Origin of the sequence: Maribacter algarum (ex Zhang et al. 2020), from assembly GCF_005885635.1 — a bacterium.
GTDB lineage: Bacteria > Bacteroidota > Bacteroidia > Flavobacteriales > Flavobacteriaceae > Maribacter_C > Maribacter_C algarum.
Genome location: NZ_VATY01000001.1, coordinates 799764 through 822137, shown reverse-complemented (window position 1 = coordinate 822137; position 22374 = coordinate 799764). Strand labels below are relative to the sequence as shown.

Annotated in this window: 13 protein-coding genes; 8 read left to right on the top strand and 5 right to left on the bottom strand. The window is 37.6% G+C overall.

What is annotated here, in order from left to right:
- Positions 1-61: 61 nt before the first annotated feature.
- Positions 62-1348: a serine hydrolase domain-containing protein gene (locus FEE95_RS03480; protein WP_138656436.1), complete on the bottom strand. Its 1287-nt coding sequence runs from the start codon at positions 1346-1348 to the stop codon at positions 62-64.
- Between the two features lie 157 nt (positions 1349-1505).
- On the opposite strand from FEE95_RS03480, the gene FEE95_RS03475 reads away from it, so the two are divergent.
- The 8 genes from FEE95_RS03475 to FEE95_RS03440 all read left to right on the top strand — a co-directional run bounded on the left by FEE95_RS03475 (position 1506) and on the right by FEE95_RS03440 (position 17240).
- The gene (locus FEE95_RS03475) at positions 1506-2519 is read left to right on the top strand and encodes a GntR family transcriptional regulator (RefSeq protein ID WP_138656435.1); all 1014 of its coding nucleotides are present in this window, start codon (positions 1506-1508) and stop codon (positions 2517-2519) included.
- Positions 2520-3201: 682 nt separating this feature from the next.
- Entirely contained in the window at positions 3202-6432 is a 3231-nt protein-coding gene (locus FEE95_RS03470; protein ID WP_212748415.1) for a SusC/RagA family TonB-linked outer membrane protein, read from the top strand.
- A gap of 38 nt (positions 6433-6470) precedes the next feature.
- Entirely contained in the window at positions 6471-8348 is a 1878-nt protein-coding gene (locus FEE95_RS03465; RefSeq protein WP_138656434.1) for a RagB/SusD family nutrient uptake outer membrane protein, read from the top strand.
- Between the two features lie 97 nt (positions 8349-8445).
- Entirely contained in the window at positions 8446-11748 is a 3303-nt protein-coding gene (locus tag FEE95_RS03460; RefSeq protein ID WP_138656433.1) for a VCBS repeat-containing protein, read from the top strand.
- A 61-nt stretch (positions 11749-11809) separates the two neighbouring features.
- A complete protein-coding gene (locus tag FEE95_RS03455) occupies positions 11810-13027 on the top strand; it encodes a cytochrome c3 family protein (protein WP_138656432.1) in 1218 nt (405 codons plus the stop codon).
- Between the two features lie 192 nt (positions 13028-13219).
- Positions 13220-14986: a glycoside hydrolase family 36 protein gene (locus FEE95_RS03450; RefSeq protein ID WP_138656431.1), complete on the top strand. Its 1767-nt coding sequence runs from the start codon at positions 13220-13222 to the stop codon at positions 14984-14986.
- A 12-nt stretch (positions 14987-14998) separates the two neighbouring features.
- Positions 14999-15556, top strand: a complete 558-nt coding sequence (locus tag FEE95_RS03445) for a sugar O-acetyltransferase (RefSeq protein WP_317129235.1) — start codon at positions 14999-15001, stop codon at positions 15554-15556.
- A 28-nt stretch (positions 15557-15584) separates the two neighbouring features.
- Positions 15585-17240 carry a solute:sodium symporter family transporter gene (locus FEE95_RS03440; protein ID WP_138656429.1) on the top strand — a complete coding sequence of 552 codons (1656 nt, stop codon included), beginning with the start codon at positions 15585-15587 and terminating at the stop codon, positions 17238-17240.
- 75 nt (positions 17241-17315) lie between these two features.
- Here the strand turns inward: FEE95_RS03440 and FEE95_RS03435 are convergent, their stop codons facing one another.
- The 4 genes from FEE95_RS03435 to FEE95_RS03420 all read right to left on the bottom strand — a co-directional run bounded on the left by FEE95_RS03435 (position 17316) and on the right by FEE95_RS03420 (position 22288).
- Positions 17316-18218 carry a histone deacetylase family protein gene (locus FEE95_RS03435; RefSeq protein ID WP_138656428.1) on the bottom strand — a complete coding sequence of 301 codons (903 nt, stop codon included), beginning with the start codon at positions 18216-18218 and terminating at the stop codon, positions 17316-17318.
- Positions 18219-18228: 10 nt separating this feature from the next.
- Entirely contained in the window at positions 18229-20355 is a 2127-nt protein-coding gene (locus FEE95_RS03430; protein ID WP_138656427.1) for a Tex family protein, read from the bottom strand.
- A gap of 72 nt (positions 20356-20427) precedes the next feature.
- A complete protein-coding gene (locus FEE95_RS03425; protein ID WP_138656426.1) occupies positions 20428-20973 on the bottom strand; it encodes a hypothetical protein in 546 nt (181 codons plus the stop codon).
- Positions 20966-22288, bottom strand: a complete 1323-nt coding sequence (locus tag FEE95_RS03420; protein ID WP_138656425.1) for an AAA family ATPase — start codon at positions 22286-22288, stop codon at positions 20966-20968. The genes FEE95_RS03425 and FEE95_RS03420 overlap by 8 nt, the downstream gene beginning before the upstream one ends.
- Between the last annotated feature and the right edge of the window lie 86 nt (positions 22289-22374).

Genomic DNA, 22374 nt, shown 5'->3' with positions numbered 1-22374 from the left:
TAAGGTTATAATTTATGTTTAATGTCGTAGAAAAATAAGGGTTAACGATATATTTCAAAAATTAATTATCAATAGCTGAAAAAACCATTTGACGAAATTTCCATCCGGTTTCATCACCTGTATTTCCTTGGGTTTGTTTCATTAAAACGCCGATGATTTGTTCCTTAGAATCTGCAAAATATTGCGTATTGAAATAGCCTCCCCAGTCAAAAGTACCTGTACTTCCCTCTCCACCGGCATCCTGACCTTCAGGTGTTACTACCCCAAAAGCAAGCCCATAGTGTTTTTTGCCTTCCCCGAACTTATTATCTGTTTGATTTCCCATAATACTTTGCACAGTAGTTCTGCTTATAATACGTACTCCGTTTAATTCACCCATATTCAAATACATCTGAAGAAAAGTCGCATAGTCTTTCGCGGAACTTGAAAGACCGGCACCACCCGAGAAAAATCTTTTGGCTCCTTTTACCGGGTAATCCGTGTCATAGAAGGTTACTGGGTATTTTGTCCATTTATCTTCTTTCCTTTCTTGAACCTGTACTAACCTTTTGTGTTTTTCCTTTGGAAGATAAAACCAAGTATCGTCCATTTGCAATGGGTCGAAAATCCGTGTTCTTAGAAACTCGTCAAAGGGCAAGCCTGAAACAACCTCAATAAAATATCCGAGCACGTCAAGTCCTTCACTATAGGTAAATTTCTCACCTGGATTATGATGCAAGGGAAGCTTGGCTAATTTTTTTACGCTTTCTTCTATGCTTATATTCTCGGTGGTAAACAAATCGGTAATTCCAGCTTTTTTATAGATTTTTTTAAAACGCTTATCTCCGTCAATTACGCCATACCCCAGTCCTGAAGTATGTGTGAGCAAGTGCCGAATTGTAATTTGGTTTTTAGCTGGTTTCGTAGTGTAAGTGCCATCAGATTCTTCGTAAGTATCAAGAACTTGAGCATCTTCAAATTCAGGAATGTATTTTGAGATAGGGTCATCCAAACGAAATTTACCTTCCTCCCAAAGCATCATAACAGCGGTTGAAGTGATAGCTTTTGTTTGAGAGGCTATTCTGAATATGGCGTTATTGTCCATTTGATTTCCATCTTCGTCCATTATTCCGTAGGCATTGTGAAAAATTACTTTGCCATTTCGCGCGATTAGGGCAACCGCACCGGGAATTTGATTTGACTTAATCGCATTATTAAGCATGGCATCAATTCGATTCAGTCGCTCTGGCGACATTCCTTCTTGCAAAGCGGAACCTTCTGAAAGGGGGGATGAGGTTTTAACGGACTTGGTTTGTCCAGAAAGAATGCTAATTGATAACAGTAAAAAAAATATAAAGTACTTCTTCATAAAGCGTTGATTTATCGATGGTTTCTTAAAAGTAATAAAATTTTGCACTCTTGGGGTTGATGCATTTTAAACGGAAAGTGTTTTTGCATTTATTTCGTATTTTCACGCTACCAACAAAACGAGTTACAATCTAATTAGTTTTCGTAATACTTCGAGTATGTCTTTAATAGATAAGATAAAAAACCTAAGTAGTATTAATACCCTTTCCAAGCATGAGCAGTTGGTACATGGCATCATTGAAGCAATTGATTCAGGGATTTTGGTAGTAGGCGATCAATTGCCGTCTATAAATCAGATGGTAGGAGAGCTTGGTTTTGCCAGAAAAACCATTGTTAAAGCCTACGAAGAATTGAAAGGAAGAGGCTTGATAGAATCAAAAAAACTCAAGGGCTATTTTATTATAAGTGAGGAAACCAAGGTGACTTTAAAGGTGGCTTTGTTGTTATTCTCTTTTCAACGTTTTCAAGAGGAATTCTATAATACTTTTCGTAAAGAGTTGGGTAAGCGATTTCAAATCGACGTTTTCTTCCACCATAATAATCTAGGTATTTTTGAGACGGTTTTTAATAATATAAGAGGTAAGTACGGAATGTACGTAGTTGCTCCAATACCTGATGTTTCTATTCGTCCGTTATTAACATCTATAGATTCACAGAAATTGCTGATTATAGATCGCTATTTAGAGATGCCTCAAGAGTACTCTTATATTTCCCAAGAATTTGAAGAAGCCACTTATAACAAGCTTTTAGAGCTATTACCGAGAATTCGTAAGTACAAAAAGTTTGTATTGTTCTTTTCGGATAACAAAGATTACCCACCAGGGATTTTAACAGCTTTTCAACGCTTTGTAACTGATTATGAAATTGAATGGAAAGTTGAAAAAGAGTACAAGCCAGGAAACGTTAAAAAAGGAAGATTATATTTCTTTATTAGTGACACCTATCTTTGGGAAGTGTTGCGAGACTGTCGAAATAATGAATACGTAGTAGGTAAAGATGTGGGCATTCTTTCGCATAACGACCATGTAGTAAAGGAAATCGTTTTCGGAGGAATAACTACGATATCTTCAGATTTTAAGGAAATGGCAAAAAAATCTGCTGATCATATTAAGAATCAGGATATGACCAAAGAAATCGTGCCGCTGAATTTGATGAAGCGAAATTCCCTTTAAATCTTTCAAATCAGTATACATTTTATTCTTTTGTTTTATATGTTATGATAAAGGCTTTCTTGCATGCCCAATCATTTACTCCAAGCAGTTTCAACAATACACTTTTGGCGACTAATATTTAAAATATTTGAGAATAATTAATTATTTTAGAGAATAATTATGAGATTTGATTTTTTTTGTTATTTTTGAAGAGTAGCATAGAGTATCATAGCATTTAATTTATTGTTGAGTTAGTTTGGCAATTTTGAGTATTGAAAAAGCCGAGTTATAAATTTTATTTCTTGGCTTTTACTTTTTATGATAATCGAAATTGAGGTGAAGAACAGTCTCATTGTTAACGTTAACATCGGGCTTTTGCTTTAGTGTATTAATTGATATTCGAGATACTCGTTAACATTTATTTGGCTTTTTGTTAAAATAATTGCGAATAAGTAAAAAATGAAGTGATTTTTTGACGGTATTCCTATTAATTCACTATGTTTACTTGAGAAGCCGCAAGGAACTTTGAGCTAAGAATTATTGTTTTAAAAATGTACTCTTTTTTTTTAAAATCAAAATTAAACCAAGGTCTCGAACCAAAATATTTAATTTTCACAGCAACCCTAAATATCAATTAAAGATTATAATCTATAAAACTGGTTTATAGTCGCATCAAAAAACAACTAACAAATAAACTACTTTTATGAAGAACCGAGAACAGTTTAGTAAAAGCCCAAGTATGCGCAACTGCGTCATTCTGGCGATTTTTATGCTTTTTAATGGATTTTTATTTACATCCCTACAAGCCCAAGACCAAGAAATAACAGTTTCTGGTGTAGTCACTGATGCGGCAGGTCCTCTCCCTGGTGTTAGTATTGTTGTAGATGGCACTACTCAGGGTGTACAAACCGACTTTGATGGAAACTATTCTATTATTGTAACCGACGAAAATGCAGTTCTTGTATTTTCTTTTATTGGTTATCTGACACAGAGTTTGACAGTTGGTTCAAATACTTCTCTTGATGTTGTAATGCAAGAAGATGTACAAAACCTTGACGAGGTAGTAGTGGTAGGTTATGGTACGCAACGAAAAGCCACCTTAACTGGTTCGGTTTCTAGTGTTGGTGGTGATGACTTGGAAAAATCATCTTCGCCAAACTTGGGAGCTGCGCTTTCTGGGAAGGTATCAGGACTATTCATTGATACTGGTCAAGCAACTCCAGGTGCAGATACACCAGCTATTCGTGTTCGTGGTACGAATACATTTAATAACTCCGGAGCTTTGGTTGTAATTGATGGTATACCCGCTCGTGAAGGGGGTATTGCTAGAATAAACCCTGCGGATATTGAGACTATCTCAGTACTTAAGGATGCATCTGCTGCGATATATGGAGCGCGAGCAGCGAATGGTGTAATACTGGTTACAACGAAAAGAGGTAAGGTGGGTACGCCAACGGTTAAATTTAATAGTACTGTCGGGTCTCAAAGTTTTACTACTACCCCAGATATGTTAACCGGTGCAGAGTATATGGATTTGGTAAATGTTCTAAATGTATACAAGTTACCAGTAGGCGAATGGGCAACTGCTCACTCGGGAAGAGGTGCGCCTTACACGAGATTAGATAATGGCGAGGTGGTTAACCCAACCTTTACAACTGAACGTATAAATAACACAGCAGCCGGTGATGACCCATGGCTTTTTCCTGATACAGATTGGATGGAGGAAGTAACTACAAAAAGTGCGTTGATTTCCCGTCAAAATCTGCAGGTTTCTGGTGGTACGGAAGATGTAAGATATTTAGCTTCTCTCGGTTATTTAAGACAAGACGTCAACTTTAAAAATGCTCCCAAAGGATATCAACAATATGACCTTAGAGTAAATCTTGATGCTAAAATCAGTGAGTCTTTAAGCCTTGATGTTGGGTTGTACTCAAGACAAGAAGATAATCGCAGGAGCACGCGTGCTGCGAATAATATTTTTGATGACCTTGTTCGTCAATATCCTTGGTTTCCAGCATTTTGGCCTTCAGGCGAGTTAGGGCCAGATATTGAAAATGGTAATAACCCTGCCGTTAGGGTGACTGACTCCCCTGGTTACATAGACACAAACAATAATTTTGTGCAAAGTAATATTGGGTTGACATATAAATTTCCAGGTGTTGAGGGGCTACAATTTAGAGGTAATGTTTCGTATGATAAGGCGAATAGAGAGTATAAGGAATGGAACAGACCATGGACTTTGTTTACTTGGGATGGTGAAAACAGAAACTCATCTGGTTTAACCGCAGCACAAAGGGGCCCAGGCGACCCAAGTTTAAGACAACAGCATACAACAAAAACAGATATTACGGCTACATTTACTGGGTCTTACGAAAAGGATTTGGGCGATCATTACTTTAAGTTGTTAGGTGGTATTACTCGTGAAGAGTCGGAACAGCAGTTTTTTGGAGCCTTTAGAAGATTCTTCCTTTCTAGTGAACTAGCTCAATTGGACTTGGGGGGTGCTGAAGGACAAAATAGCGAAGGTCGTGGTTTTGAAACGGCACGTTTAAACTATTTTGGGCGTGTTAATTATGCGTTTAAAGAAAAGTATTTGTTGGAATTTGTATTCCGTTATGATGGTTCTTATCTTTTTCCAGAAGAAAACCGTTTCGGATTTTTTCCAGGTGTTTCGGCAGGATATGTGGTATCCGAAGAATCATTCTTTCAAGATGCCCTGCCATTTATCGATTACTTTAAGTTAAGAGGTTCATGGGGTCAATTGGGTAATGATAATGTAGCGGCCTTTCAATTTCTAAATGCTTATGAATTATCTGCTACTGGTCTAGGGCCTGTTGTAACAACCGCTTTTGAGAGCAATGTAGCTAACCCAAATATTACCTGGGAAACAGCAACTTCTCAAAATATTGGATTTGATCTAAGAACGCTTAACAATAGACTGACTTTAGGTTTTGACCTCTACAAGAACTCAAGAGAGGATATTCTAACAGTTCCGTTGAAAACTTTACCAGAATACAGCGGTATAAACGCACCAGCTGTAAATATTGGGGAATTTCAAAATACAGGTTATGAAATTAGTATAGGTTTTAATGGAGGTCAGGAAGATGGTCTGAAGTATAACTTCACACTCAACTTTAGTGATTCTAATAACAAACTAGTTTTCTTCGATGAACCTGCGTTGGAAGACCGTCCTTGGCAGCGTGAAACAGGAGGGGAAATAGGAAGACCTTTATTATACAAGTATGATGGTGTATTCCGTTCACAAGCTGAAATTGATGCAGAGACATTAGATTACACAGGGGTAACACCTTTACTAAAGCCTGGTGATGCGCGAGTTGTTGATATTAGTGGTGATGGCCGTATCGGTCCAGAAGATAAACAAAGAACTGGTGGTAGTGCCTTTGCTGATACCCAATTCGGATTTAATACATCGCTGAATTATAAAAACATAGATTTTAGTATGTACTGGAATGGTGCTGCTGGAGGATATAGTAACTATGAATGGAGTTTTATGTCAGGAACCTTAGCGAATGTACAAAGAGATGTACGTGATCGAGCTTGGTCTATTGACAATCCAAATGCATACGGCCCAAGATTGGCAGATCGAGGAGATCAATGGTATTCTGGTCAAACCGATGCTTATTTAATTACAAGGGATTTCTTCCGTTTGAAGAATTTAGAAATTGGCTATAGTTTTGAACAAAGAGCTATCGAGGCCCTTGGTGCGCAAAGCCTTCGACTTTCAATTTCAGGAACGAACTTGCTTACGATAACAGATTTCCCATTTGATCCAGAGGTTATACAGGTTAGTAATGATTTACTTGCGACCAATGGTGGCGATAATAACAGAGGTGTAAGTGGTGGCTCCACTGCCAATGGTGGAATATATCCTATGCTAAAAACCATTAACTTTGGCTTACAAGTAACATTTTAAAAATAAAAATTGCTATTAACTTTTAAATATTTCAAATTATGAAGAAGAATTTATTAAAATTCGCATCCCTCATAGTCTTCGGGCTATTGCTTGTCGGGTGCAACGATGACTTTTTAGAGACACAACCTCTAAGTCAAGCATCTGACGTAAGTGTTTGGTCTGATGTAAAACTAGCCGAAGCGGCGGTTTTAGATTTGTATCAAGGCACTTGGGCAGGAACATTGACGAGGGAAGAAACTACTGACGCTTTTACAGATCAGGCGGTGTTTACACACCCTGGTCGTGGTGTTGATGGATATACCGAGGGGAAAATGAATCCTGCAGGGAACTTTATGGATATGCAGTGGTTTAGCTGGCCACAAATTTATCCTTTTATCAGAAACGCTAATATTGCGATTTCTAGACTGACCGCCAACGAAGCTGGTTTTGACCAAGCATTTGTGGATCAAATGTTAGGAGAGGCATATTTTATGAGAGCTTATTATTATACGCAATTGATGCGTCAGTTTGGTGGCGTCGTTTTATTAACAGAGCCTTTAGACTTAGATAGTGAAGCAAACAACCCTCGTGGGACTTTTGAGGAAACGGTTAATTTGATTTTAGCTGATATTGCGCAGGCTGAGACTTTGCTGGCTGATGCACCTGCTAGTAAGCAAAGAGCACATTTGTTAACTGCAATGGCTTTGAAATCTAGGGTATTGACCCATGTAGCGAGTGACTTGTATGAGCCCTCTAAGGCTTCTTCAGTAGCTACAATTGCAAGCTACAGTAATCCCGAACTTATTGGATGGACAGGTGGTAGCCAAGAACAAAGATGGCAAGCTGCAAAAGCTGCTTCTAAAGCTTTATTAGATGCTACTACCGGTTATAAGTTGGATTATACGGCACCAGCTGCTAGGGATGAAGCCATTCAAAATTATGAAGATATTTGGCTTCAGGGAGATGAGAACCAAGATTACATTTGGGGAAGATCGGTAGAAGAGTTTGGTTTTGGTTCAAGAACATATCCTGGTGGTGATGGATGGTCACAAGGACCTGGAATGGTGGCTTTATATCATGGCCCGAATGGGTATCATGAATGGGCTGGAACTACACCAACCGAGGCTTTAGTTTCAAAATATAGTATGGCAGATGGTACTCCTTTTGACTGGGATAACCCAGCTCACGCAGCTGACCCTTATACTAATAGAGACCCACGTTTTTATGCAACTATATTATATGATGGAGGACCATGGAAACAACGAACAGATGATGTTGTGAAGTTTGATAAATTCAATGAGCTTCAGACAGGCTTTTATACACTCTCTGATGGTACAATCATCAATGGTGTTGATACACGTCAAGGGCCTATTGAGGACTGGAATGGTTCTAGAACTGGGTATTATTTTAGAAAGTTTGCCGATCCTAGAACTCCTGCTTCTTGGCCAAATGATTTGCAAAAGGTAGATGCACCATATATTCGTTACACCGAAGTGCTTTTGAACTATGTCGAAGCTAGTTTAAATACTAGTGATGAAGGCGAGGCTGTGGCCTGGTTGAATAAACTTCGATTTAGAAACGGAATGCCAGCAGTCACTGAATCGGGGTCGGCATTAGTAGATTTATATAAAAACGAGCGTAATATAGAGTTGGTAAATGAGGATGCTAGACTGTTTGATATGAAGCGATGGATGGAAGGTCCGGAGTCTTTAAATAAACCTGTACAGCAAATCTTGATTCAAGCTACGCAAAAGGCGGGTACGCCAGCTATTGATCCAGGTGATTATCGTAAAGACCCGGCTATGTTCGACTACGTATATCGACCTACGGATATAGTTTTTGAGAATAGAATCTGGCAAGATCATGTTTATTTCATGCCTATTAAACAAGAAGAAATCGATAAAGATCCTTCTATTATTCAGAATCCTGGGTACTAATATTTTATCTAAGATTAACATTTAATTTGAATAACCCTTAGCGCATTTGTGCGGGGTTATTCTTATTTTAGGAATGTTTGACAATACCTTTTTTGCTATGAAAAGATGGATCTATTTCCTTGTTTTGTTGATTCTGTTTACATCATGTGAGCAAGAGTCTTCGAAGCTGTTTTCCAAACTAAGTAGTTCAGAGACAGGGGTTGATTTTAAAAACCAACTTACTGAAACCCATAAATACAATTACTTCACCTATCCGTATATGTATCTTGGTGGTGGTGTATCCGTAGGAGATATTAACAACGACGGTTTAGAAGACATTTTCTTTACAGGAAATATGGTTTCTAATAAATTGTATTTGAACAAAGGCGACCTAAAATTTGAGGATATTTCCGAAAGTGCGGGAATAGCTGGAGATGAAAGGTGGTTTTCAGGAACGACTTTCGTTGATATAAATAAAGATGGTTTCTTAGATATCTACTGCTCTGTAAGTGGAAAAAATACGCCTCATAACAATGTTCTTTTTATAAATAATAAGGACAATACTTTTACTGAAAAGGCTTCTGAATATGGCATAGACTGTGACGGTCAAAGTATGCAGTCAACGTTTTTTGACTATGACAAAGATGGGGACCTGGACCTATACGTCATCAATTATCCTCCAACTAGTTTTGTAGCTCCTGTGGAATACTATGACTATATGCTTGATAATCATGAATTGCCTGATTCAGATCGTCTGTATCGGAACGATGATGGGCATTTTACTGATGTTACCATTGAATCGGGTTTAAGCTCCTTCGGATTAAGTCTTGGTGTAGTGGCTGCTGATGTCAATAATGATGGTTATACCGATATTTTCGTATCCAATGATTTCAATGCCCCGGATTTCTTGTTCATAAACAATCAAGATGGAACTTTTACAAATCAAATAGACACAAGCCTACAGCAAACATCTTTCTTTGGAATGGGTGCTGATATTGCCGATTTCAATAACGATGGATATATGGATATTTTCCAATTGGATATGTCCGCCGAGGATAATTTCCGCTCGAAGGCCAATATGTCTTCAATGGATCCCGATGCATTTTATAAGTCCGTCGATGTAGGACTTCATCATCAATACATGCAAAATTCGTTGCAGCTGAATAATGGTAATAAGCCTGGTGAACTTCCCTTATTTAGTAATGTATCTCGTTTAGCTGGAGTTTCCTCTACTGATTGGAGCTGGGGAGGCTTACTAGCTGATTTCGATAATGACGGTTGGAAGGATCTATTTGTTACCAATGGAATCCGACGCGATGTGAACAATAAAGACTTCTATGCGAAGTATCGCGATTTTTTTAATAAAATGGAGAATGACCCCAACTATAAAAACAAGGAAGAAGAAGTTGGGCTCCTAAAATACTTGGAAGAGCTCCCGTCTGAGAAATTGAACAATTACATATTCAGGAATAACAAAGATTTGACTTTTGAGAAGAAAACCGAAGAATGGGGTTTTGATGAAAAGACATTCTCTAATGGAGTAGCCTACTCCGATTTTGATAATGATGGAGATTTAGATTTAGTGATTAATAATCTGGAAGATACAGCAAGTATCTATCGCAATAATTCCAAGAAAAGTAATCAATTGACCATAGATTTAAAAGGTTCAGACAAAGTATTGCCAAACGGGAGCAAGGTTTCGGTTTATACCTCTGAAGGACTACAAATTCAAGAATACAATACAGTACGAGGCTATTTGTCTTCTGTCTCTCCTTTATTACATTTTGGACTTGGGGCAGCGCAACAGGCCGATAGTGTAGTAGTAGCATGGCCAAATGGAACTGTAACCAAGTTAGATGCTATTAAATCCAATCAGAGACTTGCTGTGACGTATGACAAGGATACCAAAGGTTATCAGAAAACTCATACGGTAGAGCAGAAACGTTTCGAAACTGTCGAAGTGCCTAATCTTTTTGAGCATGAGGAAAACAATTTCAATGATTTCGAAGTTGAGGTATTATTGCCTCATAAGAACTCTACATTAGGACCAACTTTAGCTACCGGAGATTTAAATGGTGACGGTCTGGATGACTACATAGCCGGTGCTGCTGTTGGCCGACCAGCACAAGTCTTTATACAAAACGAAAATGGCACTTTTGAGCCTTTACCTATCGAGGACCTTTCTAAAGACCAATATTATGAAGATTTAGGCATTATCATATTTGATGCTGATAACGATGGTGATAATGACTTTTACATCGCAAGTGGTGGTAATGAATTCAAACCAGGTTCGCTTGGTTATGAAGATCGGCTTTATGAAAATTTCGGAGATAATAAATTCAGGCGTAATAAAGAGGCGCTTCCAGATATCAAAACAAGTGGATTGCATGTTTCGGCATCCGATTATGATCACGATGGAGATATAGACTTATTTGTGGGAGGAAGGATAATTCCAAAGAAATACCCTTATCCCGCAGATTCTCATTTGCTTGAAAATGTGAGCTCTTCTTCTGGATTAAAGTTTGTGGAAGCTACTCAAAAAGCATTGCCTGAACTAAAAGAATTGGGCCTTGTGACCTCTTCAAGTTGGATTGATTTTGATAATGATGGATGGGAAGATCTGGTTATCGTAGGGGAATGGATGCCGATTAAATTTTTTAAAAATGTAAAAGGTTCTTTTGAAGATGTATCTGATGAACTTCTACAAGGCAAATCTTCAGGCTGGTGGTTTGATATTCAAAAGGGTGATTTTGACAATGACGGAGATCAAGATTTAATAGTGGGCAATCTTGGCAAAAATTATAAATATCAGGCTAGCGAATCTGAACCCTTTAAAATCTATATGAATGACTTTGATAGCAATGCAAAATCTGATATTGTTCTAAGTTATAAGAAAGGGGATACAGAATTTCCAGTTAGGGGACGACAATGCTCGTCTCAGCAAATGCCCGCGATAAAAGCAAAGTTCAAAGATTATAATTCTTTTGCAAGTTCCTCGCTAAAGCAAATTTACACTACGAAGATGTTAGAGGAGTCTCTTAGCTATGAAATTACATCATTTGCTAGTGTTTATCTCGAAAACGAAGGCGGTAAGTTTAAAATGAAGTCTTTGCCCCAATTGGCGCAAATTTCAAGTATAAACAAATTTGTTGTTGACGATTTCAACTCGGATGGAAATCTAGATGTAATATTAGCAGGTAACCTTTATAATTCTGAAGTAGAAACTCCTAGAAACGATTCTAGTTTTGGTCTTTTCTTGAAAGGAAACGGTTCTGGAGAATTTACAGCCGTCACTATGATGGAATCTGGTCTAAAAATCGTTGGTGATGTCCGTGATTTGGAGCCACTTTCTGTTAATGGTAAAAAGCATCTACTAGCAGCTAAAAATGACACCCGAGCACAACTTATTAGGGTGAATTGAGGCAACTGGACAACTGGAGCCGAATTGCTTAGACTGCTTTAAATCAAGGGAATTTTGAAAAATGATAAAGAAGAAGTTCTTTTTAAATAGTACAATACTTTTGGTAATACTTCTCTTAGCTGTGTTGATTTATCATTGCAAGAACCCTAAAATTGAATCTGAGTACTTAAGTCCTGCTGCTTTGGCCATCCATTCCAATGGGGAACAATTTGTCGGTTCGGAAACTTGCATGGAATGTCATGCGGATATATATGCATCCCATATGCAAACCGCTCATTTAAATACCTCGTCCCCCGGAAATGCTGAGAGCATAAAAGGCAGTTTTGAAAAGGGTTCAAATATTTTAGATCTTGAAAGTGTAGCTTTTAAGATGCTTCCAAAGGATGGTTCGTTTTATCAGCATACTGAGATAAAGAATAGGCTTTTAGAGAAACCTCCGGCAAGATTTGATATCGTTATCGGTTCAGGAGTTAGAGGGCAATCCTATTTGACTTGGGAGGAGGATAAATTGTTTCAATTGCAAGCATCTTACTATACACCAACAAACAGCTGGGTAAATAGTCCCGGATTTCCATCCTATAGTTTAGATAGACCAATACGTGATGCCTGCATAAAATGTCACGTGACTTTTGTTAAAAACAAAGATTTTTCCGGACAAGGAAACACCTATGAAAAAAGTCAGTTTATTTATGGGGTAGATTGTGAAAGATGCCATAGACCTGCTAAAAAACATGTGGTGTTTCATAGAAACAACCCAAGTGAGCTTAAGGCACAATTTATGATAAAATATGATACACTTTCAAGACAACAGCGTCTTGATGCATGCGCTCAGTGTCATTCCGGGCCACGTGACCGTATTTTACAGGGGAATTCGTTTTCCTTCCTTGTGGGGAATAATCTTAATGAGTATGCCAGAAACTTTTATAAGGGCAATCAAAATACCCCATTAGATGTTCATGGAAACCAATACGGATTATTAACAAAAAGTGAATGTTTTAAGCAAACGAAAACGATGGATTGTGCGACCTGTCACAATCCTCATAAAAATGAAAGAGGAGAAACCGGTAGTTTCAATCAAAAATGTATTGCCTGTCATACTGAATCTGTGATTTGTACTGGGGAATCGGATAAAATACAGCAAATGGGGAACAACTGCATTGCCTGCCACATGCCTACAACTCCGTCAAAATCAATGACTGTTCAACTGGCCAGTGATAGTCTAGAAACTTCGTTTAATATCAGGACACATTTGATAGCTATTTACAGGAACGACAACTGACGAAACTCTATAAATTTTTAAAGAATCTTGGCAATATTTTTAATCGGAATATCGATAAATTTGGTAAAGTAGCATAGAATATCATACCTTGATGGAATTATTGAAAAGAATAGCTATTCTAAAACATGTTTTTGCATGATTCATGGCTTTTTGAAGCCGCCTTCATAGAACGACTAGAAAAGTATTTTACAGATGATTAGTACTTTGGATAAAATAAAGTTGGATATCAGCATTCATGGAGCTGAATCAAATATGAATGCTTCTTTAAAGGAAGTGTTTTCAGAAAATGGTATTTCCGTTTACGATTTTGAAGTCAATTCGAAAGCACCACTATATCCATCACCCATTACCCTTAAATGGAAGATACCAGGGATAGACGTAAAAGGGGTTTGGAAACCTACCACTGATTTCAACAAACGCATTCAAGCGGATTGGGAATTGGAACACATGGAGTCAAGGATTTCTATAGACGCTCCGGTAATTGGGCTTTTCGGAAACGAAGATTCCAACATAATGACCTTCTCTTGTTCGAATCCCATCAATACTTTAGAAATGAATGCTCGACTGAGAGAAGAGGATAATCATTTTTATTGCCATCTTACTTTTTTTTCAGAGCAAGAACAAGAAATAGAGCATTTCAAAGCACAATTAAGAATTGATTTTAGAAATAATCACTTTTCTGATTGCCTGCGGGATGTCTCAAAATGGTGGGAAACTTTTGAAGCATTGAAACCAACTCCAGTCCCTGAAATTGCTAAGAAACCCATTTACTCTACCTGGTATCAATTTCATCAAAGTCTCGAAGAGAAAGTTCTTGTTGCCGAGTGTGCTGTAGCTAAGGAAATGGGTTATGAAGCGATAATAATTGATGACGGCTGGCAGACGAATGATTCAAACAGGGGGTATGATTATACAGGTGATTGGCAGCCTGAGCGATTTCCAAATATGGCGGGACTTATAAAAAACGTGCAAGCTACTGGCATGAAAGCTGCCATTTGGTATTCTGTCCCATTTTGTGGTAAGAAATCTAAAGCGTACCAAAAGTTCAAAGGAAAGTTTCTAACGGAGGAGCATCGATGGGCACCAGTTTTTGATCCACGATATCCTGAAGTTCGTGAGCATCTTATAGGTTTGTATACCAATGCTTTAAAAGAATGGAATTTGGACGGATTTAAACTTGATTTTATAGATGATTTCCATATTTATGAATCAACACCCTTAGGCAAAGAGAACGGTCGTGACTACGCTTCTATTAATGAAGCAGTAGATCGACTATTGACCGATGTGATTACACAATTAAAGGCGATAAAGTCTGATGTGTTTATCGAATTCCGACAAAAATATACTGGGCCTGCAATGCGCAAATATGGTAACATGTTTCGTGCCTTTGACTGCCCCGGTGATGCTGTAATGAATCGCATTCGCATTGCAGATATCCGGATGCTTTGTGGCAATACTGCTGCCCATGCCGATATGATTACTTGGCATAGGGAAGAAACTGTTGAAGTTGCAGCTCTTCAACTGATAAATATATTGTTTGGAGTTCCGCAATTATCGATTATGTTACGAGATGTGCCTGCTTCACATTTAGAAATGGTGAAGTTCTATACCGAATATTGGAATGAGAATGCGGATACCCTGATGAATGGTTATTTTATTCCTTCCAAGCCTTTGGCCAATTACCCGACACAAAGGGTTTCTAAAGATGGAAAAACCATTATAGGAGTTTATGAAGAACTGGTTATTGCTCTGGAGAATGATGATAACCCAATCCATATCCACAACGGCCAAATGGCAAACGAAGTAGTCCTCCGAAATAAAAAAGATTTTGGAACTTACAAATGTGAGGTTTACGATTGCAGAGGTGAATTTGTTTCCGATTCAAATTTGGAGTTTGTAAAAGGACTTATTGAAATAGCCATTCCGCCCTGCGGAATTCTAATTGCGAAAAAAATCTGAAAATTAATTATCATGACGGAAAAAGAGAAAATGGTCAAAGGCCTACCTTATAATCCTTATGATAAAGAATTGAGAAAAGCACGAACAAGATCTCGTCAAATTCTACGTACAATCTCCGAAATTCCAGAAGATAAGGAGCGGCAGCGTAAACATTTCTTTAAAGAACTTTTTGCTGAAACGGGTCAAAAATTCTTCATCGAAAATCCGTTTATCTGTGACTATGGAAGCAACATCTTTTGGGGAGAAAACGCCTACGCCAACTTTGGATGTATTATATTAGACGCTGCACCTGTTCGCATCGGTAAAAATGTAATGTTAGCTCCGGCTGTGAAGATTTTTACAGCGACACATCCTGTTGAATATGAAGCACGGAATTCAGGGATTGAATTTGCCAAAGAAATACGAATCGGTGATAATGTTTGGATAGGCGGTGGTGCTATCATAAATCCAGGAGTGACTATAGGTAACAATAGCGTTATTGGTTCAGGAAGTGTCGTTACCAGGGATATTCCAGAGAATGTAGTTGCAGCTGGTAACCCCTGTCGTATTATTAGGGAAATAACTAACTAACTCAATAATAACTAAACTAGTATTTTTTATGGGAACCTTATCAATTCTATCATTTGTTGGATTTACACTTTTAGTAGCCCTTATTGCCTGGTGGTCGACCAGATCAACAAATGAGAATTCAGCCGATGGGTTTTATCTAGGAGGGCGGAGCTTAGGGGCTTTAACGATTGCAGGTTCCTTGCTGCTAACTAATCTTTCCGCAGAACAAATAGTTGGCCTTAACGGTCAAGCCTTTACCGAAGGTATTTTGGTAATGGCTTGGGAAACTTTGGCCGCGATTGCTATGATAATAACGGCTATAGTATTGCTGCCAAAATATATGAAGGGTGGTATAACTACCATTCCGCAGTTTATCGAAAGACGTTTCGATACCCAAACAAAATCGATTTTATCAGTCTTATTTCTATTTGCCTATAGCTTTGTGCTTTTGCCAACTATTTTATACTCAGGTTCATTGGCATTCAGTTCTATGTTTGACCTTCCCAATCTACTTGGTTTGAGCCAAAATGCGACCATTTGGGTTTGTGTTTGGAGCATTGGTATAATAGGGTCAATCTATGCCATTTTTGGTGGGCTGAAGGCAGTAGCTGTTTCTGATTTGATAAATGCCATAGGCTTGTTAATCGGAGGTATTTTGATTCCTTATTTTGGTTTGAAATTGATAGGTGATGGCAGTATTGGGGAAGGACTTAGTACACTGTGGAACGAGCACCCTGAAAAGTTTAACCTTAAAGGTGAAGTCGATTCAGAAATACCTTTTGGAACTATATTTACGGGAATGATTTTGGCCCAAATGTACTATTGGGGTACAAATCAATCGATTTTACAAAGGGTATTCGGGGCAAAAAGCTTAAAGGAGGGACAAAAAGGAGTTATCCTCGCCGCTTTGGTGAAGTTTTTGATTCCGGTGATTGTGGTCCTACCTGGCGTTATTGCTTGGCACGTATTTGATGGAACTTTAGACAAGGCTGATTTGGCGTACCCTGAGCTGGTGCGAAAAGTATTGCCTCCATCTTTGGTAGGTTTCTTTGCCGCGGTTCTCTTTGGAGCGGTTTTGAGTTCTTTTAATAGTCTGCTGAATAGTAGTGCTACACTTTTTGGCTTTGACTTGTACAAAAATTGGTTTAATAGAAATGCAACGGAAATCCAAACCGTAAAAGCGGGCAAACGTTTTGGACTTGGTCTGGCCGTAGTTTCGATGTGTATTGCCCCATTTATTAGTAATGCAGGAAGTCTTTTTGGGTACATTCAAGAGGCCTTGGGCAGTTTAAGTGTTCCTATTTTAGCTGTTGTGATTATTGGTATTTATACGAAGAAAGTACCAGCGTTGGGAGCAAAGATTGTATTAATTGGCGGGGTTATAATGTATTTAATTAGTCAGTTTGGTATTGGTCCAATGCTTATAGATGCCGCTGAATCAGATGCATTGGCAAAAGGCATTTCTGGAGGCAGTAAGGCTATGAGTGTGCTAAAAGCAGAGGCCTATCCTCACTTTTTACATATCATGGGGATTTTATTCTTGGTCAACGTTGGTATAATGCTATTAGTTGGTAAGCTGAAACCAAAAGAAACAATTTATGAGGAAATTGTTACTGATGAAATTGATACGACTCCTTGGAAATATGCCTTGTTAGCAGGGGCGATAATTACTATCATGGTACTTAGCACTTATTTTATTTTTTAAAAGTGCCTCCCTCTAGGAACGGAAAATAAAAAGGCTTACCAAAATTGGGAAGCCTTTTTTATACGAGGTAATCTTTTAATAATAGATCTGCTGCGCTAACCGAAACGTATTTGCATGTGCATCTACAATAGTTTTAATATCCGGCGAATACCCGCCGCCCATACTACATTGTACAGGAATTTGAAGCCTGTGGCAAGTTTCTAAAACAAAAGCATCCCTTTGTTTACATCCTTGAACACTCATGCTAAGCGTTCCTAGCTTATCGGTCGCAATCACATCAACACCGCAGAGGTAAAAGATAAAATCAGGTTTTTGCTGTTTGATTAACTTCGGAAGCGTCTCTTTTAAGATGGACAAATAGGTCGTATCATCCGTTCCTATTTCTAGAGGAATATCCAAATCGGACTTTTCTTTTTTAAAAGGATAATTGCTTGCCCCATGTACTGAAAAGGTGAAAACCGAAGCATCGTTTTGAAAGATTTCGGCTGTGCCGTTGCCTTGGTGTACGTCTAAATCAACAATCAGTATTTTTTTAGCCCAACCCTTAGCTTGAAGATATCTTGCGCCAATGGCCTGGTCATTCAGCATACAAAAAGCTTCCCCACGATTAGTGTATGCATGATGTGTACCTCCGGCGATATTCATGGAGATGCCGTTTTCTAAAGCAAATTCACATCCTTTCAAGGTACCATCTGTAATAGTACGTTCGCGCTGAACCAAATCCTCTGAAAGGGGGAAACCTATTTTACGCGCTTCTTTAGGCGGAATCTTAATATTCAATAAATCATAAAAATACTCAGGGTCATGAACCGCAACAATGTATTTATCATTGGGAATTTCAGGCTCGAAAAAGTTTTCCTCCTCACAAGTACCTTCATGTAAAAGCTGCTTGGGTAACAAATCATATTTCAGCATGGGAAAGCGATGCCCATCAGGCAAATGGTGTTTGTAGATGGGGTGGTAGGCGATTTTGAGCATTTGATTATTCCTAGTTCTTATGCAACTTCAATTGAATACGCTTCCTGGCAATATCAACGGCTAATATTTTTACAATAATTTGCTGATTTAAACTTACATGCGCATTCACATCTTTTACAAACGTATCCGAAAGATTGGAAACATGAATCAATCCACTTTCTTTGATGCCGATATCTACAAAGCAACCAAAATTGGTGATATTATTGACGATACCGGGAAGCAATTGTCCCTCTCTTAAATCCTCTATTTTACGTATATTTTGGTCAAATGTAAATACTTTAGCCTTTTCGCGACGGTCGAGCCCCGGTTTTTCAAGTTCTTCCATGATGTCCTTGAGTGTAGGTAGACCTATCGAATCAGTACAGTACTTTTGTAAATCGATTTGATGTAGCTCGGTTTTGTTTCCGATTAAATCGGAAATAGGCATGTTTTTATCCTTAGCCATTTTCTGAATTACAGAATAACTTTCAGGATGCACAGCAGAGTCATCCAAGGGGTTTTTTCCATCTTTTATCCGAAGAAAACCAGCACCTTGTTCAAAGGCTTTTCCGCCCAAGCGAGGGACTTTCTTAATGGTTACCCGGTCTTCAAAAGGGCCATTTTCATTTCGAAAAGCAACGATATTTTCTGCCAACTTTGGACCAATACCAGAAACATAACTCAATAAAGGAACGCTTGCCGTATTGATATTCACTCCCACTGAATTCACGCAACTTTCTACTACGGCATCTAAGGATGTTTGTAGTTTATTTTGGTCGACATCATGCTGGTATTGACCTACGCCAATAGATTTGGCATCGATTTTCACTAACTCGGCTAAGGGGTCGGCTAAACGTCGCCCAATAGAAACAGAACCACGAACCGTTACATCATAATTTGGAAATTCTTCTCGAGCAATCTTGGAAGCTGAATAAATGGATGCTCCGGCTTCACTTACTACATATACTTCTACTGGATTTTTAAAATGAATGCGTTTGACCAAGCGCTCCGTTTCTCGAGAAGCTGTTCCGTTTCCTATAGCGATGGCTTCTATTTTATAGGCATCACATAAAGAGCTTATCTTCTTGATGGCCTCTGCACTCTTGTTTTGAGGGGCATGCGGGTAAATGGTTTCGTTATGTTCTAAAGCGCCTTGAGCGCTTAAACAAACCACCTTACAGCCTGTTCGAAAACCTGGGTCAATCGCGAGAATACGTTTTTCACCCAATGGAGCACCCAACAGTAATTGTTTGAGGTTTGTGGAGAACACTTTTATGGCCTCATCATCGGCTTTTTCCTTTGCATTTTTCAATAGTTCATTAGATAGCGATGGAAAAAGTAAACGCTTATAGGCATCTTGTAAAGCTAACCTTATATGAGGTGTACAGGAGTTATTCGATTTTATGATTCGGTCTTCGATTTTTGAAATGATATAGTGCTCATCGATTTCGATTTTAACCCGAATAAAACCTTCATTTTCGGCTCGCAAAATGGCTAAGAAACGGTGGGATGGACAGCGTTTTAAAGCTTCACTCCAATCAAAGTAATCTCTGAATTTTTGTGCCTTTTCGTCATCTTTTTTCGTTCCAATGACTTTCGTTGTGAGCATGGCAGAACGTTCCAATTGGTTCCTGATTTGATTTCGGATGGATATGCGTTCATTCAGCCATTCTGCAATAATATGTCGAGCACCTTCTAAGGCATCGTCTTCATTTTGAACTTGGTCATTCAAATATTGCGAAGCTACATAGTCAATTTCATCGTGATTTTGAGCCATGATGATTTTAGCTAAGGGTTCTAATCCGTTTTTTCTGGCAGTCTCTGCTTTTGTTTTTCTTTTTTTCTTGAAAGGGAGGTAGATGTCTTCAAGGCTAACTAAGTCTTCCGTTTCTTGAATTTTAGAGCGTAACTCGTCACTCAAAACACCTTGCTCGTCAATAGCTTTTAAAATCGCAATTTTACGTTTTTCAATAGTTTCAAACTCTGCTTTGAATTTTACAATAGCCCCAATATGTACCTCATCAAGGTTGCCTGTTTTCTCTTTCCGGTAGCGCGAAATAAAGGGCACGGTGCAGTCTTCATTTAAAAGCTCGACGGTGTTCTTTATGCTTTTTTCGGAGAGTTGGGTGTGTTTCGTCAGATATTTGAGTAGTGTCATTTTATATTATTTTTTTAGACTCTTTAACTACTTTGAGGTAGAAGAATAAAGAATATTTAGTAATATAAGTTCCTACATAACAATATAATTCCCTTCATGTAATTCACTATATCCGCATAGATTCGCAAATTCTAGAACTCTGGCTTGTGAAGAAGTGGTAGGTGCTGTTACAGGATTTGATATGGCAAATGGAGGGAAGGAAATCAAACCTGCAACAAAATAACCTGAAAAGTCAATACCTTTTTGTTTGAAGTCATTAATAGTTGAAGCTAATTGTTCAACGGCTTTTTTCCGATTCGTATTTCTTTTTTTTCTGTTTAATGCAGCATTGTTTGACCATCTTACCTCCTTAAGTTCTATAAACCAAACAACCTTTTTTTTTGTTAAAAGGGCATCACATTTTTTAATATTGTCCGAACTAATTAAACAATCATCAATTGCAACAAAATCAATAATTTTTAGGTCGGAGTTTTCAATATAGCAAGTTGCATTAATTCTATCAGTTGTTGCAATGCATTTGGCATTATTATGATCATTTAAATAAAATGAAACACCAAATTCTTCATGACATAAATTGGTTTTGCAGTGGGGATATGCTGTTATAATCTTATCAATCATTAATAAGTGCTAACGTTCGAAAGTCATCCATAATAAAGTCTGTGACTTCATCTATTATGGTTTCTTCAATCAAATTATTTTCAGAATTGAAAATCTTATTTACAGAACCATCTTTGACTTCATAAGCATTGAAATTTTCAGGTGTAATCCATGAACAATTCTCAATAATGGTGTTTGCTTTTTCAGCATTAATTTTACCTTTTGTATGAGCTAACAAAAGATTATTAACTGAAGCCAAAATGTAAGGACTATGGGTGGTGATGATCAAGTTTTTTGAAAGTACCTGTCTATTAGTCTCTAAACAATTTTTGACTAAATATTTAACTAAGTTGTATTGCGCCTCAGGATATAAATTAAGCTCTGGTTCTTCAACTACATAATTTAAATTGAGATAGTTAATATTTTGAATTGAATGTTCTATCAACAACACCAATGGCAGTAAGGTTTGAATTCCAGAAGCGGATTCTCTCAATAAAATTCTTTGTGTTTTGTTATGGTATATATAGGATGAGCCGTTAACTCTTTTAAAACGAAAACTTCCTAAAATATCAATATTTAAATCTTCTATTTCTTGGACAGCTTTTTCAAATTCTTGAATAGTTGTTAATATGTGTTTTGGAATTTTGATGTCATTATTTATAAGACCAGCAATATTAGGAGATAATAATGGAATCAATGACCTTTCCGCAGGTATATATAAAGAATCAAGAGGGCGAATATATTGAAAAGCCTTTTTAACAGGACTCATTAATAACTTATAGGAATCTAAACTGTCCTCCAACTTAAACAAACTTAGAATTTCATCGATATATTTATTATTATCTTTTGTTTTATCAAAAATCTCCAAAATATTATCATGAAATCCAAATGAATCATCGTTGCCTAATTCGCGAAATAAAATTCTCTGTTTTCCATCTAATACAATGGCCGTTATCATTAGATTGATTACGACTTTAATTAGTTCATTTTTTTCCTTCTCCTTCTTCTTTTCCTTAATAGCGAAAAGTCTTTCTAAAAGGGAATCATAATCAAATTTTGTTTCCTTTTCTGAAGAATAATGATATCTAAAATATAGTGACTCGTATGTAATCAAAGTATTCTTTTTTAGATATGATTGAAGGTTGTATTTTTCCAACTCATTCTTAAGCTTAGTACTGTCGTTCTGCCTAAAGTTAAAGTCGTTCAAAATAGTAATTATTTTGGCTAAAGTACTTTTGCCACTAGCCTGTTTGCCAATGAAAATCATCATATCTTTTACATCGATTTTGGCTTCCTTTATAGGTCCAAAATTTTTAATATGTAAGGTTTCGGCCATTATTTTGTAATAGAAAAAGCAATAGGTTTATCAAAAAATGAAAGATACATTAAATTATGAAAATTGTTAATCAAACGTATTCTATT